Origin of the sequence: Pseudomonas putida, from assembly GCF_028682175.1 — a bacterium.
Taxonomy (GTDB): domain Bacteria; phylum Pseudomonadota; class Gammaproteobacteria; order Pseudomonadales; family Pseudomonadaceae; genus Aquipseudomonas; species Aquipseudomonas putida_AD.
The window spans coordinates 1-14,514 of sequence record NZ_JANHKS010000061.1 but is presented as its reverse complement, the minus strand read 5'-3'; the positions used below and the strand labels follow the sequence as shown (position 1 = coordinate 14,514).

The following is a 14,514-nucleotide window of genomic DNA, read 5'->3' as shown; positions in this document are numbered from 1 at the left end:
GCGATCTTGAATACGCCCCCGCCGGCAAGCCGTGCTGCTACGGGACCAGGGTTGTAGCCCAAAACGTACCGGAGGTGGCTGCTATCCTCTGCAGATGAACCCATTCCCTACCCTCTCCCACCTGCCCCACCAACTGCGCACGCCCCAGGTGCGGGATCTGGCCTGGGTCATTCTCTCGCCGCCGATGCTGGCCACCACTCAATGGCCGCAGCGCCACCCGCTCAGCGCCAGTGACTGGGTCACCCAGCCTCAGGCGCTGGAGGCTTTCCTGCACGCTCTGGATCAGGACAACAGTGCCCTGCTCCAATGGCTGTCACGCAGCTCGATCCGCCGCCTGGGCCTGTATTACGAACGCCTCTGGCAGTTCGCGATCACCCACGCGCCGGGCGTTGAAATGCTCGCCGCCAACCTGCCAATCCGCGCCGACGGCCAGACCCTGGGCGAGCTGGACATGCTGCTGCGCGACCGCGAAGGCATTCATCATGTGGAACTGGCGATCAAGTTCTATTTGGGCCTGGCCGGCGCCGATGGCCGGGACAGCGCCCACTGGTTCGGCCCCGGCAGCCATGACCGGCTGGATCTGAAACTGGCGCACCTGAACCAGCATCAGTTGCCGATCTCGGCGCGCGAGGAAAGCCGTCAGGCACTGGCGACGCTGGGCATCGAAACCTTCAGTGCCAAATTGTGGCTGGGCGGTTATCTGTTCTACCCATGGTGCGAGAGCCCGCAACCGCCCGAAGGTGCCCACCCCGATCATCTGCGCGGGCAGTGGCTGCATCACAAGGACTGGCCCCGCTTCGCCGCGCAACACCCGTCCGCACGCTGGCAACAGTTGCCCCGCCACGCCTGGTTGGGGCCATCGCGCGACGACCTGCCGTGGAGCAGCGAGGTGTTCGCCCAGTGGCTGCAACAGCTTGAACCCGGATCACCGGCGCAACTTCTGGTACGCCTCACGCCCCACCCCGACGGCCATTGGGAAGAGGCCCAGCGGGTGTTTCTGGTCCCGGATCAGTGGCCCGCCGTTGCCGACCGCGACCCTGCTACAGACTCAGCCGCAACACCAGCGCCGCCAGTGTGATCAGCAGTACCGGCAAGGTCAGCACGATGCCGACCCGGAAGTAATAACCCCAACCGATGCTCACGCCCTTGCGCGCCAGCACATGCAACCAGAGCAAGGTCGCCAGGCTGCCGATCGGCGTGATCTTCGGCCCAAGGTCGCTGCCGATGACGTTGGCGTAGATCATCGCCTCCTGCAACGGCCCGTGGGCCTGGCTTGCGTCGATGGAGAGCAGCCCAATCAGCACCGTCGGCAGGTTGTTCATCACCGACGACAGCAGCGCCGTCAGCACCCCGGTGCCCATGGCCGCGCCCCACAGCCCGTGCTCGGCAAAGCGATCCAGCCAGCCGGCCAGATAGGTGGTCATGCCCTCGTTGCGCAGCCCGTAGACCACCAGGTACATGCCCAGCGAGAAAATCACGATCTGCCACGGCGCTTCTTTCATCACCTTGCGCGTGGAAATCTTGTGGCCCTTGGCAGCGATGCCCAGCAGGATCGCCGCGCACACGGCGGAGATCGCGCTGATGGGAATGCCTAGCGGCTCCAGGGCAAAGCAGCCCACCAGCAGAATCCCCAGCACCCACCAACCGGCGATGAAGGTCGCACGGTCGTGAATGGCCGAAACAGGGTCGGCCAGTTGCGAGGCGTCGAAGGTCTTGGGAATGTCGCGGCGGAAGAACAGCAGCAGCACCAGCAGCGTCGCCGCCACGCTGACCAGGTTCACCGGCACCATGACCGAGGCATAGCGGTTGAAGCCAATGCCGAAATAGTCCGCAGAAACGATGTTCACCAGGTTCGACACCACCAGCGGCAGGCTGGCGGTATCAGCGATGAACCCGGCAGCCATGACGAACGCTAGGGTGGTCGCCTTGGAGAAACGCAGTGCCAGCAGCATCGACATGACGATGGGCGTGAGGATCAGCGCCGCACCATCGTTGGCGAACAGCGCCGAAACCAGCGCCCCCAGTAGCACGATGAACGCAAACAGCCAGCGCCCCCGGCCCCTGCCCCATCGCGCCACATGCAGCGCCGACCAGTTGAAGAAACCGGCCTCATCGAGCAACAGGCTGATGATGATCAGCGCGATGAAGGTGCCGGTCGCGTTCCAGATGATGTGCCAGACCTGCGGGATGTCCGAGAGGTGCACCACGCCGAACAGCAAGGCCAGTACCGCCCCGAAGGTCGCACTCCAGCCGACGCCCAGCCCCTTGGGTTGCCAGATCACCAGGGTGATGGTGGCCAGAAAGATCAGAAACGCTGTCAGCATGAAGGTCAGGTTCAGGTTCGTACGGAAGGTTTGGGTTTGGTGCGCGGCAGCAGAATCGCCAGCACCCCGAACAGCGGCAGGAACGAGCACAGGGTGTAGACGTAGACGATACCGTAGAGGTCAGCCAGATGCCCGAGCAGCGCCGCGCCAATGCCGCCGAAGCCGAACATCAGGCCGAAGAAAATCCCGGCGATCATGCCGACATTGCCAGGCACCAGTTCCTGCGCATACACGACGATGGCCGAGAACGCCGACGCCAGGATGAAACCGACGATCACGCTCAACACGCTGGTCCAGAACAGGTCCGCATAAGGCAGCGCGATGGTGAACGGGGCAACCCCAAGGATCGAGAACCAGATCACCGCCTTGCGCCCGATCTTGTCGCCAATCGGTCCGCCAAAGAAGGTGCCCGCCGCCACCGCCGCCAGGAACATGAACAGGTGCAGTTGCGAGCTGGCCACCGACAGTTGGAATTTGTCGATCAGGAAGAAGGTGAAGTAGCTGGTGAAACTGGCCATGTAGAAATACTTGGAGAACACCAGCAGCGCCAGCACCACCAACGCACTGGTGACGCGGCCTTTGGACAGGCCGTGGGTCGCGGCCTGGCCGGCCTTGAGCTTGAACAGCGCCAGGTGCTTCTTATACCAGCGGCTGATGGCGTACAGCAGGCCCACCGAGAACAGTGCGATCAGGGCGAAGTACGCGATATGGCCCTGACCGAACGGAATGATGATCGCCGCCGCCAGCAGCGGACCAATCGCCGAGCCACTGTTACCGCCCACCTGGAAGCTCGATTGCGCCAGGCCAAAGCGCCCGCCGGAGGCCAGCCGCGCAATCCGCGAGGCCTCGGGGTGGAAGGTCGAGGAACCGATGCCAATCAGCCCCGCCGCCAGCAGGATCAGCGGGAAACTGCCCACGGTGGCGAGCATCAGCACACCGCCCAGGATGCACAGCGAACCCACCGGCAGCACCAGCGGATTGGGGTGACGGTCGGTGTAGTAACCGACCCACGGCTGCAGCAAGGAGGCGGTGACCTGGAACGTCAGGGTGATCAGGCCGACCTGGGTGAAGCTCAGGCCGTAGGAGGCCTTGAGCATCGGGTAGATCGACGGCAGGATCGACTGGATCAGGTCATTGAGCAAATGCGCCAGCGCCACGGCACCGATGATGCGCATGACCAGCGGACTGGTTTGAGGGGCCGCGGCGGTCGCGGTCGAAGGGCTGGTGACGGCCATCAGGTTCATCCATCGAACGATTGAGATGCCGCGCGCGAGATGGTTTCAAAAGATGTCGGCGGCACAAGGGGCAGTCAATGTGCCATTTTTTGGGGCGCCAGTGCCACGTTTTGTTACAACAATGTGAGGTGGCTATCGATCTAACCTCCGCTTACGCCCCTGTAGGAGTGAGCTTGCTCGCGATTGCGATCTTTCAGCCACGAAGGTGACGCTGTGAGACCCCAATCGCGAGCAAGCTCACTCCTACAGGTTTTGCATCAAGCCACTGAACGCGCAGCGCTTGGCGAATGGGCGTGCCCCTCGACCTCATCCAGCGAAACCTTCGAGGTCTCCCTCAACGCCAAGCCACCTGCCAGCCCCAGCAGCGCCACCAGAATCAGGTAAAACGCAGGGGCCAGGTTGCTGCCGGTGGCGCCGATCAGCCAGGTCGCCATCAACGGCGCGGTGCCGCCGAAAATCGTGTATGCCATGTTGTAGGTGATCGCCGAGGCGGTGTAGCGCGTGCGGGTCGGGAAGGTCTCCGACAACAATGCCGCCGTCACCACGTTGCACAGCACCGCCCCTGTCGCCAGCAACATCACGCCGATGATCGAGCCTGTGAACGAACCGGAACTGGCCATCAGGAACGACGGATACACCATCACCGCCAGCAGGACGCAGGCCGTGACCACTGTAGCCCGGCGCCCGACCTTGTCGGAAAACGCGCCCGCCACCGGGCACATCGCGGCGGCGAACAACAACGCGATCAGCGACACCAGCAAGGCCGTGGCCCGGCTCAGGCCGCCCACCACCTGCAGGTACGTCGCGAAGTAGGTGGTGAACATGTAGAACGACAGCGCCGTCAGCGAGATGAACGCACCCAGGGCACAGATCGCACCGCCGTGGTTGCGCAGGGTTTCCTTGAGCGGCGAATGGGCCACGGCGTCCTCGTCGGCGACAGCCTGGAACGCCGGGGTTTCGTCCAGCTTCCAGCGCAGGTACAGGCCGACCAACCCCAGCGGCGCAGCCACCAGGAACGGCACGCGCCAGCCCCAGGTGCTCATGGCTTCGGTGGAGAGCGAGGCCTCCAGGGCGTAGGCAAAGATCGCCGCAGAAGCAAAGGCGGCGAAGGTCGATACCGGCACGAAGCTGCCGTACCAGGCGCGTTTGCCCCGCGGCGCGTGCTCCATGAGGTAGGCGCAGGCCCCGGCGTATTCGCCGCCTGCGGAGAAACCCTGGGCACAGCGAATGATGGTCAGCAGGATCGGCGCCATCACCCCGATTGCGGCGTAGGTGGGCAACAGGCCGATGATGGTGGTCGCCCCGGCCATCAGCAGGATGGTGAAGGCCAGCGTGCGCTTGCGGCCGATCTTGTCACCGAGCATGCCGAAGAACAGCCCGCCCAAGGGACGGAAGGCGAAGGCCACGGCAAACACGGCGAAGGTCTTGAGCAATGCCGCGCTGGCGTCGCCGCTGGGAAAGAACTCCTGGGCGATGGTGGTGGCGAGAAAACCGTAGACCGCAAAGTCGAACCATTCGACAAAATTGCCGATGCTCGCCGCAACGATGACTTTTCTCAAAGTGGCAGGGTCAACCTGCTCGATGGCTGGAGTGGTCATGCAAACCTCGGCGTACGTAGTGAATACCCGATTATCGGTACAGCGCCCGAGCCGCCTGACTCCAAAAGTGTCGCCGACATACTCAGGACCGACCTGTCGGGGTGTCTAGTCCGCAGGATTCATGCCAGTGCAATCTATCCGGTCACTGTAACCCTGTGGGAGCGGGCTTGCCCGCGAAGGCGTAGTGTCCGGCGAAACAGGTGCCACTGGCCCACCGCATTCGCGGGCAAGCCCGCTCCCACAGGGTGTTCCGGTGTCAGTGACGTTTCACAGGGCTGCGAGGTGATGTCAAGCGAAGATGGCCCGTTTGCCTTGCAACCCGCCGGTGTGGACGAAGATCAACCGCGTACCTCTTGCAATCGTCCCGGTCTGAACCGCCTGGAACAGCGCCAGCAACGCCTTGCCGGTGTACAACGGTTCAAGGGGCACGCCGCTCTCGTGCTCGCTGGCGGCGATGAATGCGAGCAGCTGCGGATCGGTTTTCGCAAAGCCGCCGCGGCTGGCGTCCAGCAGTTGGTAGCCACCCTGCTCGACACCCAGAATGTCCATCACGTTGCCATCAACGCCATGGTCGGCAGGCACCGCCATCGCGCCGTAGACCCTGCGTTGGCCAGCTTCGGCCAGCACAAGCCCGGCCAACGTGGTGCCCGTGCCGCAGGCCAGCCACCAGCCGTGGTAATCGTCCCAGCCCAGCGCGCTCAATTGGCTGCGCGCCTGACGGACAATCTCCCCACAGCCCAACGCACCGTCCAGCCCGCCGCCGCCCTCCGGCACCGGGTACAGCTGTGGATAACGCTCGTGCCACGGCGTCCAGAAATCAGCGTCATGGCGAGCGCGATACCCGGCGTAACCCAGCCAGTGCAGTTGCATCCCGAACGCTTGCAAATCCAGCACGGTGGGGGTTTCAACCGGGTGCCCCCGCAACAGGCCAACCGTCTCGAAACCAAAGCGCCTACCGGCAGCAGCCAGGGCATGCAGGTGATTGGAGTGCGCGCCGCCCAGGCTGATGATGCCCTTGGCTCCGGCGTTCTCGGCGGCGGTCAGGTGGTGTTTGAGCTTGAACCATTTGTTGCCGCTGATGAGCGGGTCGATCAGGTCCAGACGCAGGATCGCGACGTCGATGCCGGCGGCGGTGAGCCAATGCAGGTTGAGGGGTTGGAGAGGTGCTTCAGGCAGCATGGCATGGCAACACGAACGAGAGACCCTGAATTCTACACAGTCCCGTAGCAGCCCGGCCGGGCGGCGCTCCGCTTGCCGGCGGGGGCGTACTTGAGATCGCCCCCGCCGGCAAGCCGTGCTGCTACGGTGATGCGTGTGACGTTTACAACTCTGCCGCCAACCGCGAACCCTGGTTGATCGCGCGCTTGGCATCCAGCTCGGCCGCGACGTCGGCGCCGCCGATCAGGTGCACGCTCTGCCCTGCCGCCTGCAAGCCATCGTAGAGTTCGCGCAGCGGGTCTTGCCCGGCGCAAATCACCACGTTGTCCACCGGCAGCAGCTTCTCTTCACCCTCGGCACCAATGCGGATGTACAAGCCGGCGTCGTCGATATTCAGGTACTCGACGCTGTTGAGCATCTGCACATGCTTGTTCTTCAGCCCCGCGCGGTGAATCCAGCCGGTGGTCTTGCCCAGGCCGTCGCCAACCTTGGAGGTCTTGCGCTGCAACAGGAACACCTGTCGCGCAGGCTTGTGGCCGTGGGGCTTGATCCCCGCCACGCCGCCGCGAGCCTCAAGCGCGCCATCAATGCCCCACTCTTCCCAGAACGCATCGCGATCCAGGCTGGTAGCCACGCCCTGATGCACGAGGAATTCCGACACGTCGAAACCGATACCGCCCGCGCCGATCACCGCCACGCTCTTGCCCACCGGCTTGCGCTCCAGGATCACGTCCAGGTAGCTGAGCACCTTCGGGTTATCGATGCCCGGGATCGCCGGAGTACGCGGGGCGATACCGGTGGCCAGAATCACCTCGTCAAAGCCCTTGCCCAGCAGATCCTCGACCGCAACCCGGGTGTTCAAACGCACATCGACGCCTGTGGTTTCCAATTTGCGCTTGAAGTAACGCAGCGTCTCGAAAAACTCTTCCTTGCCCGGCACTCGCTTGGCGACGTTGAACTGGCCGCCAATCTCGCTGGCCGAATCGAACAGCGTCACCGCATGCCCGCGCTCGGCGGCCACCGTGGCCGCAGCCAGCCCCGCAGGCCCGGCGCCGATCACGGCGATCTTCTTCAACTGCGTGACCGGCAGGTAGTTGAGTTCGGTTTCATGGCAGGCACGGGGGTTGACCAGGCAACTGGTCAGCTTACCGTCGAAGATGTGGTCCAGGCAGGCCTGGTTGCAGCCGATGCAGGTATTGATCTCGTCGCTGCGCCCGGCGGCCGCCTTGTTGACGAACTCGGGGTCGGCCAGGAATGGACGGGCCATGGACACCATGTCCGCATCGCCCTGGGCCAGAACCTGCTCGGCGACTTCCGGGGTGTTGATCCGGTTGGTAGTGATCAGCGGGATCGACACCGAACCGCGCATCTTCGCCGTGACCTTGGCGAATGCGGCGCGCGGCACCTTGGTGGCGATGGTCGGAATCCGCGCCTCGTGCCAGCCGATGCCGGTGTTGATCAGCGTGGCGCCAGCGGCCTCGATGGCCTTGGCCAGTTGCACCACTTCTTCCCAGGTGCTGCCACCCTCGACCAGATCGAGCATCGACAGGCGATAGATGATGATGAAATTGCGGCCCACGGCCTCACGCACCCGCCGCACGATTTCCACCGGCAGGCGCATGCGGTTCTCGTAACTGCCGCCCCAACGGTCGGTGCGGTGGTTGGTGTGGGCCACCAGGAACTGGTTGATCAGATAGCCTTCGGAGCCCATGATCTCGACGCCGTCGTATTCGGCGGTCTGGGCCAGGGTCGCGCAGGTGACGAAGTCCTGAATCTGCTTCTCGATCCCCTCCTCGTCCAGCTCTTTGGGCTTGAACGGGTTGATCGGCGCCTGGATCGCGCTCGGTGCCACCTGCTTGGGGCTGTAGGCATAACGACCGGTGTGCAGGATCTGCATGCAGATCTTGCCGCCCGCCTCGTGCACCGCCTTGGTCACGATCCGGTGATGTTCAGCCTCTTCAGGGGTGGTCAGCTTGGCGGAGCCTGCATACACGCCGCCCTCGACATTGGGCGCCACGCCACCGGTGACCATCAGGCCCACGCCGCCACGGGCGCGCTCGGCGAAATACGCCGCCATGCGCTCGAATCCACCGGGCTTTTCTTCAAGGCCGGTGTGCATCGAGCCCATCAATGTGCGGTTGCGCAGTGTAGTAAAACCCAGATCCAGCGGGGCCAGCAAATGCGGGTACACAGGGGCTGTCATAGAAACTCCATCAGATTCATCACGAAGGCGCGGGCGTTCTGTGACACCCGTCGTTTCAATCAGGGACTAGAACTATAGCCCTGCTCATGATGCAGACAGTAAACAGCCCCTCAGTCACGCTCAATGACTGAAAGTGACAACTTATTGATCCTGATGTGCAGCGCCCGGCTCTCTATTGAAGCTGTACGCTGGCAAAGCTCGACTCCTCCCGCGCCTGATCCAGTGCCTCCAGCGGCCGGGACAGCGGCGACAATGTCGACGGATGATGCACCGGCACCAACGCCACATGCTGGGCGGTCCTGGGCCCCATGCGCTCCTCCCGTGGCGGAATGCCGAAGTATTCCCGGTAACACTTGGAAAAGTGCGGCGTGGAGACGAAACCGCACACGGCCGCCAGCTCGATGATCGAGATGGACGTCTGCTTGAGCAACTGCCGCGCCCGGATCAGCCGCAACTTGAGGTAGTACCGCGACGGCGTGCAATTGAGGTACTTCTGGAACAGCCGCTCCAACTGGCGTCGGGAAACGTCCACGTAGGCGGCCATCTCGTCGAGGTCGATGGGCTCTTCGAGGTTGGCTTCCATCAGTTGCACGATTTCCTGCAACTTGGGCTGGTGGGTGCCCAGCGTGTGCTTGAGCGGCACGCGCTGATGATCCTGTTCGTTGCGAATGCGCTCGTAGACGAACATGTCGGAAATTGCCGCAGTCAGCTCGGTGCCGTGATCGCGGCCGATCAGGTGCAGCATCATGTCCAGTGGCGCAGTGCCGCCGGAGCTGGTGTAGCGGCCACGGTCCAGGGTGAACAGGCTGGTGTTGACGCTCACCCGCGGGAAGGCTTCCTGCATCGCCGCCAGGCATTCCCAATGCACACTGCATTCGAAACCGTTGAGCAGCCCGGCGCTGGCCAGTGCCCAACTGCCGGTGCAAATGCCGCCCAGGCGCCGGGACTGCCGGGCCTGGTTCTGCAGCCAGTGAATGTGTTCGCGGCTGACCGCGCGCTGGATGCCGACCCCGCCGCAGACAATCACCGTGTCGGAAGCCGGCGCCTGGGCGATGGACGCATCCGGCGTGATGGGCAGGCCATCGCTGGCCCACACCTGATTACCGTCCTGGCTCAGGGTGTGCCAGCGATACAGTTCGCGCCCCGACAACTGATTGGCCATGCGCAGCGGCTCGACCGCCGAGGCCAGGGAAATCAGGGTGAAGTTGTCCAGCAGCAGAAAGCTGACCGACTGGGTCGTCCGGGTCTTGCCGGCGTTTTCGCTGTGCAGCGGCATTACGGCGCCTCCTGCCCCTGAACGGGGGTTGATCGCGTGGCACCACGGGTGGCCGGCGTTCGCTCATGGGAACGCGCCACCACGATGCCAATCAGGGAAATCACCAGGGCCAGGCCAATGGTGGAGGTCACTTCGGCGCGGTGCTCGGGCGTCACCAGCATCACGCCCAACGCACTGACGATGAACGCGATGACCAGCCAGGTCAGCCAGGGGAAAAACCACATGCGAAAGGTCAGTTCGACGTTCTGCCGCAACAGCAGCTTGCGCATGCGCAGCTGGGAAATAGCGATCACCAGATAGACCAGCAAGGCGATGGCGCCGGAGCTGGCGAGCAAGAATTGAAACAGCCCGGCCGGTGCGAAATAGCTGATGACCGTGACGATGACGCCCAGCACGCTGCTGGCGATCACCGACGCCCGTGGTACGCCGACCGCCGACGTCGCCTTGGTGATCTTCGGCGCTTCGCCGCGGCGACCCAGGGAGTAGAGCATGCGCGAGGCGATGTAGATCGAGGAATTCATGCAGCTCGCCACCGCGACCAGCACCACCATGTCCACCAGCAGGTCGGCATGGGGGATGTTCATCAGTTCAAGGGCGCGCTGGTAGGAGCCGACCGTGGGCAGCAGCGGGTCATTCCACGGCACCACGGAAATCACCACCATGATCGACAGCAGGTAGAAAACGCTGATGCGCCAGATCACCGAGCGCGTGGCCTTGGCGATGTTGCGCGCCGGGTCGCTGGATTCGGCGGCGGCGATGGTCACCGCCTCCGTACCGATGAAACTGAACATGATGGTGATGAATGCCCCGACCACCGCCGACGCACCATTGGGCGCAAAGCCGCCGTGTTCACTCATCAACTGAGAGAGGCCGCCGACCTGATGATCCGGCACCCAGCCCATCAGCACCGCGAAACCCAGGCCGATGAAGGCGATGATCGCCGTCACCTTGATCATCGCGAACCAGAACTCGAATTCGCCGTACTTGGCGACACTGAACAGGTTGGTGGCCATCAGCGCGACAATCGACAGCAGCGCGAACAGCCAGGCGTCGACCGCAGGAACCCAGGCGTTGAGCACATGCCCTGCCGCCAGCGCTTCGATGGGAATGACCAGTACCCAGAACCACCAGTAGAGCCAGCCGATGGTGAAGCCTGCCCAACGGCCGATGGCCTGGTCGGCGTAGGTGGAGAAGGAACCGGTGTCGGGCCGGGCGACGGCCATTTCGCCGAGCATGCGCATCACCAGCACGACCAGCAATCCGGAAAAGATGTAGGCCAGGATAGTGGCGGGGCCGGCGGCGGCGATCGCGTGGCCGGAGCCAACGAACAGACCCGCGCCGATGATGCCGGCGATAGAGAGCATGGTCACGTGGCGGGGCTTGAACCCTTGCGCCAACTGGCTGCCGGGGGTGGTGGAATCCAGGCTGTTCATTGTTGTTATTCTCTGTATTTGACGGGGCGCCGACTGACCGTCAGGCGAACTTCATACTTACCTGGCTATCCTTACGGCCCCCTTCTCCAAAGCAACAGGATCAAACAATTGGTCCACTTCGATCAGTCATTGCGACAAGCGCACGGCATGCAAAAGCCCGGGCACAATACGCCGCGGCTGCAATGAATCTGTAGTCTGATAGCGCTGTAAAATGGACTGGATGCGACATTTTTCATGTCGTTTCTGGATGGCCAACCGACACTTTCAAGCGCGTGCCGAAACTCCCAGGTCATTTTTCGACGCAGCGTTCAGCCCGGCGGGCCGTCGTCGGATTTCCCTTACCCCGGCGCTGATGCCAGAATGGCGCAGCCAGCGGTGTCGCCATCCGCTTGCGCCACGCACATTCAACATCTCGTTCAGGTCTGCTTTCACCCCACATGCGCAAAGTTCTCGGCTCACTCGCCCTCACCGTGCTGCTCATCCTGCTGGTCAGCTACGGCCTGTGGACCAGCAAGCGGCATGTCGGGCATTACCTCACCGATTTGCGCATCCAGTTGGTGGTCAACGATGGCGAACCTGCCGACAACGGCAACCTGCTGGGCATCCAGCCCGAGCTGTTCGCGTCCGATTATTCGAGCGTCAAGCGCCTGCACCGCAAACTGGCGGCGTACCTGCAGCAGGCCCGGGATGACGGGTTGATCAACGCAAAAACCATCGTAGTGCTGCCCGAGCATGTCGGCACCTGGCTGTTCGCGGTGGATGAAAAATCCCAGTTCTACCAGTCGACCACCATCGAAGAAGCCATGAACTGGCTGGCGTTCAGCAACCCGCTGCTGTTTCTTGACGCGATGTTTCACGCCCGTGGCGAGAACCGCATGGACGACATCCACCTGCGCATGAAATCCCGGAGCATGGCCCGCGACTACCAGACGGTGTTTGGCGGGCTGGCCCGGGAATTCGGCGTGACCCTGGTGGCCGGCTCCATCGTGCTGCCCAACCCCGAAGTGCAGGACGGTGAGCTGAAAGTCGGCACCGGCGCGCTCTACAACTCGAGCGTCGTATTCGGTCGTGACGGGCTGCCCATTGGCCAGCCGCAGCGCCAGTTGTTCCCAAGCTGGTACCAGCGCGGCTACATCCGCTCCGGCAAGGACGCCGCGCTGAATGTGCTCGACACACCGGCCGGCCGCCTGGGCATCCTGATCGGCACCGACAGCTGGTACCCGCAGAACTACACACGCCTGAACGAAGGCGGCGCCGAATTGATTGCCGTGCCGGCATTCGTCGCGGGCAATGGCAGCTGGTCACAGCCCTGGCGAGGCGGCAAACATCAGGCGCTGGCTGCCGAACTGGACCTGGGGCCACAACCCTTGACCGAAGGCCAGGCCTGGCAGCGCCTGGCGCTGGCACCGACCAGCAACGCCCGCGCAGGCATCAGCGTGTTCATGCGCGGGCAGTTCTGGGACCAGGGCAGCGCCGGTCACAGCTTTGCCAGCCGCAACGGCCAGAGCATCGCCGAACAATCCATCAGCGCCGCGCTCAAGGGCGCCAAACCCGGCCACGGGGCGCGCCTGATAAACCTCTGGTTGTAAACCATGGGCGCACCTGGGGTACGGCTGGGCGATCTCTCGGTGGGTTTCGTGCACAGCCTGGCCGATGCCGTGCGCAGTACCGGGCACGACCCTCTTGCGCTGCTTGAGCAATACGGGCTGGATGCTGCACGGCTGGCGCAGGTCGGGGCGCGGTTGTCGATCCCGCGCTACATGCGCCTGGGCCACGCCGCGATTCAGTTGACCGGCGAGCCGGCACTGGGTCTGCGCATGGGCCTTTGCAGCCGCCTGGCCCACGCAGGGCTCGCCGGAATCACCGCAGCCCAGGCGCCCACCGTACGGGAAGCGGCGCGTACGCTGATGCGTTTCGAGCCGCTGTACGGCGCCAACTATCGCGGACAATCGAGCTTTCACGAAGACAGCCGTGGCGCCTGGCTGCGTTTCTATTCCATCAGCCCTTACAACGACTACAACCGCTTCGTGGTGGACTCGATTCTGTCCGGCTGGCTGCACCAGCTTTCAACGCTGGCCGGCACTGCGGTGATTGCCGAGCGGATCGAAATCGAGTTTCCGGCGCCCGCTTACTCGGCGGCCTATGCAGGCTTGAGCGAGCAGCCGCCAGGCTTTGGCGCCGGGGTCAATCAGTTGCGTTTGAGCCAGCACAGCCTGAGCCTGCGCAACCCCGATCACGTACCGGGCACCTGGCGTCATCTGCTTGAGTTGTGTGAAAAGGAGCTGGAACAGCTCACGCGCACCCGCAGCCTGCGTGAACGTATCACTCAGTTGCTGGGGCCGTTGTTGAGTGGTGGCCGGGAGCCGGGTCTGGATGAAGTGGCTGCGCGGCTGAAGCTGCCGGCCTGGACCTTGCGTCGCAAGCTGGTCGAGGAAGGCACGCAGTTTCGTGCAATCCTCAATGACACCCGCAGGGACCTGGCCATGACCTATATCCGGGATACGGAACTGGCCTTTGGCGAAATCGCCTACCTGTTGGGGTTTGCTTCAGCCGAAGCCTTTGCGCGGGCCTTCAAGCGCTGGAACAGCCAGACTCCCGGGGAGTTTCGCCGCAGCCAGCGTCATGTGCCCTGATCGAGCTTAAAGCTCGGTGGCGTCGTCCGCCGGTTCCAGCGGATCGAGTTCGTTAGCGCGAAATTCCAGCAGTTCTTCTTGATAATCGTCCATTTCCTGTGCCCTCGTGGCTGTTTCCTGTCTGTCGGTGTATTTCACCCTAAAGCGCCTGCATGACGGATGCATGAAGGCTTGTTGAATACTAGACGAACTGAGTCAGTGAAAGTTTTCCCCCCTGCCGAAAAAATCCTTCGTAGCAGCACGGCTTGCCGGCGGGAGCGGAGTGTCAGGCGCCGCATCTTTGACTGACGCACCGCTCCCGCCGGCAAGCCGTGCTGCTACGCGGACTGAAGTACTTGCCTCTTGACGTGCAACATCCGCTCACAATAGTCTTCGGTCCATGAACGAATTCCTGCACAACCTCGGCCAACGAATTATTACCGCCATTCCAGTCATGGCGGGTTAGCCGACGTTTGCACCCAACCCGCCCTAGAGGCGGGTTTTTTCTTTCTGTCTCCCGGGCCAAAAAACGCGAAACCAGGAGTCAGACATGCTCATCATCCGCCCTTCCCTCGCCCTCGTTGCCGCTCGCCTGATCGCCGCCTGCCTGCCGAGGACGACGCGATGAACCAGATGCTCGACAGCGCAATGGTCCAGGGCGACCTGCTGCAACAC

The 14,514-nt window shown here is 63.3% G+C and carries 12 protein-coding genes; 3 read left to right on the top strand and 9 right to left on the bottom strand.

The window, feature by feature from the left end; genetic code table 11:
* Positions 1-94: 94 nt before the first annotated feature.
* The gene (locus NPS29_RS25830; protein WP_274136143.1) at positions 95-1,078 is read left to right on the top strand and encodes a DUF1853 family protein; all 984 of its coding nucleotides are present in this window, start codon (positions 95-97) and stop codon (positions 1,076-1,078) included.
* Here NPS29_RS25830 and NPS29_RS25825 read toward each other — a convergent pair.
* The 7 genes from NPS29_RS25825 to NPS29_RS25795 all read right to left on the bottom strand — a co-directional run bounded on the left by NPS29_RS25825 (position 1,041) and on the right by NPS29_RS25795 (position 11,227).
* The gene (locus NPS29_RS25825; protein ID WP_274136142.1) at positions 1,041-2,324 is read right to left on the bottom strand and encodes an arsenic transporter; all 1,284 of its coding nucleotides are present in this window, start codon (positions 2,322-2,324) and stop codon (positions 1,041-1,043) included. The genes NPS29_RS25830 and NPS29_RS25825 overlap by 38 nt on opposite strands.
* 11 nt (positions 2,325-2,335) lie before the next feature.
* A complete protein-coding gene (locus NPS29_RS25820; RefSeq protein WP_274136141.1) occupies positions 2,336-3,559 on the bottom strand; it encodes an MFS transporter in 1,224 nt (407 codons plus the stop codon).
* 257 nt (positions 3,560-3,816) lie between these two features.
* Positions 3,817-5,157, bottom strand: a complete 1,341-nt coding sequence (locus NPS29_RS25815; RefSeq protein WP_274136140.1) for an MFS transporter — start codon at positions 5,155-5,157, stop codon at positions 3,817-3,819.
* 288 nt (positions 5,158-5,445) lie between these two features.
* Positions 5,446-6,336 carry a 1-aminocyclopropane-1-carboxylate deaminase/D-cysteine desulfhydrase gene (locus NPS29_RS25810; RefSeq protein WP_274136139.1) on the bottom strand — a complete coding sequence of 297 codons (891 nt, stop codon included), beginning with the start codon at positions 6,334-6,336 and terminating at the stop codon, positions 5,446-5,448.
* A 142-nt stretch (positions 6,337-6,478) separates the two neighbouring features.
* On the bottom strand, positions 6,479-8,518 hold the full coding sequence (locus NPS29_RS25805) for an NADPH-dependent 2,4-dienoyl-CoA reductase (protein ID WP_274136138.1): 2,040 nt from the start codon (positions 8,516-8,518) through the stop codon (positions 6,479-6,481).
* Positions 8,519-8,690: 172 nt separating this feature from the next.
* Positions 8,691-9,794: a GlxA family transcriptional regulator gene (locus NPS29_RS25800; protein ID WP_274136137.1), complete on the bottom strand. Its 1,104-nt coding sequence runs from the start codon at positions 9,792-9,794 to the stop codon at positions 8,691-8,693.
* Positions 9,794-11,227 (bottom strand): amino acid permease, encoded by a 1,434-nt coding sequence (locus NPS29_RS25795; RefSeq protein WP_274136136.1) that lies wholly within the window; start codon positions 11,225-11,227, stop codon positions 9,794-9,796. The genes NPS29_RS25800 and NPS29_RS25795 overlap by 1 nt, the downstream gene beginning before the upstream one ends.
* Positions 11,228-11,664: 437 nt before the next feature.
* Between NPS29_RS25795 and NPS29_RS25790 the strand changes: the two genes are divergently transcribed.
* Together NPS29_RS25790 and NPS29_RS25785 are read left to right on the top strand one after the other, a co-directional pair.
* Positions 11,665-12,816: a carbon-nitrogen hydrolase family protein gene (locus NPS29_RS25790; RefSeq protein WP_274136134.1), complete on the top strand. Its 1,152-nt coding sequence runs from the start codon at positions 11,665-11,667 to the stop codon at positions 12,814-12,816.
* Between the two features lie 3 nt (positions 12,817-12,819).
* Positions 12,820-13,860 (top strand): AraC family transcriptional regulator, encoded by a 1,041-nt coding sequence (locus NPS29_RS25785; RefSeq protein ID WP_274136132.1) that lies wholly within the window; start codon positions 12,820-12,822, stop codon positions 13,858-13,860.
* 6 nt (positions 13,861-13,866) lie between these two features.
* Here the strand turns inward: NPS29_RS25785 and NPS29_RS25780 are convergent, their stop codons facing one another.
* A complete protein-coding gene (locus NPS29_RS25780; RefSeq protein WP_274136131.1) occupies positions 13,867-13,998 on the bottom strand; it encodes a hypothetical protein in 132 nt (43 codons plus the stop codon).
* A 330-nt stretch (positions 13,999-14,328) separates the two neighbouring features.
* Positions 14,329-14,514 (bottom strand): hypothetical protein (locus NPS29_RS25775; RefSeq protein ID WP_274136129.1); only part of this gene is annotated, 186 nt, incomplete at its 5' end.

Coding starts and splice junctions, on each gene's coding strand:
- NPS29_RS25795 (WP_274136136.1), bottom strand. CDS start 11,227: ATGAACAGCCTGGATTCCACCACCCCCGGCAGCCAGTTGGCGCAAGGG.
- NPS29_RS25830 (WP_274136143.1), top strand. CDS start 95: ATGAACCCATTCCCTACCCTCTCCCACCTGCCCCACCAACTGCGCACG.
- NPS29_RS25825 (WP_274136142.1), bottom strand. CDS start 2,324: ATGCTGACAGCGTTTCTGATCTTTCTGGCCACCATCACCCTGGTGATC.
- NPS29_RS25790 (WP_274136134.1), top strand. CDS start 11,665: ATGCGCAAAGTTCTCGGCTCACTCGCCCTCACCGTGCTGCTCATCCTG.
- NPS29_RS25805 (WP_274136138.1), bottom strand. CDS start 8,518: ATGACAGCCCCTGTGTACCCGCATTTGCTGGCCCCGCTGGATCTGGGT.
- NPS29_RS25815 (WP_274136140.1), bottom strand. CDS start 5,157: ATGACCACTCCAGCCATCGAGCAGGTTGACCCTGCCACTTTGAGAAAA.
- NPS29_RS25810 (WP_274136139.1), bottom strand. CDS start 6,336: ATGCTGCCTGAAGCACCTCTCCAACCCCTCAACCTGCATTGGCTCACC.
- NPS29_RS25820 (WP_274136141.1), bottom strand. CDS start 3,559: ATGGCCGTCACCAGCCCTTCGACCGCGACCGCCGCGGCCCCTCAAACC.
- NPS29_RS25785 (WP_274136132.1), top strand. CDS start 12,820: ATGGGCGCACCTGGGGTACGGCTGGGCGATCTCTCGGTGGGTTTCGTG.
- NPS29_RS25800 (WP_274136137.1), bottom strand. CDS start 9,794: ATGCCGCTGCACAGCGAAAACGCCGGCAAGACCCGGACGACCCAGTCG.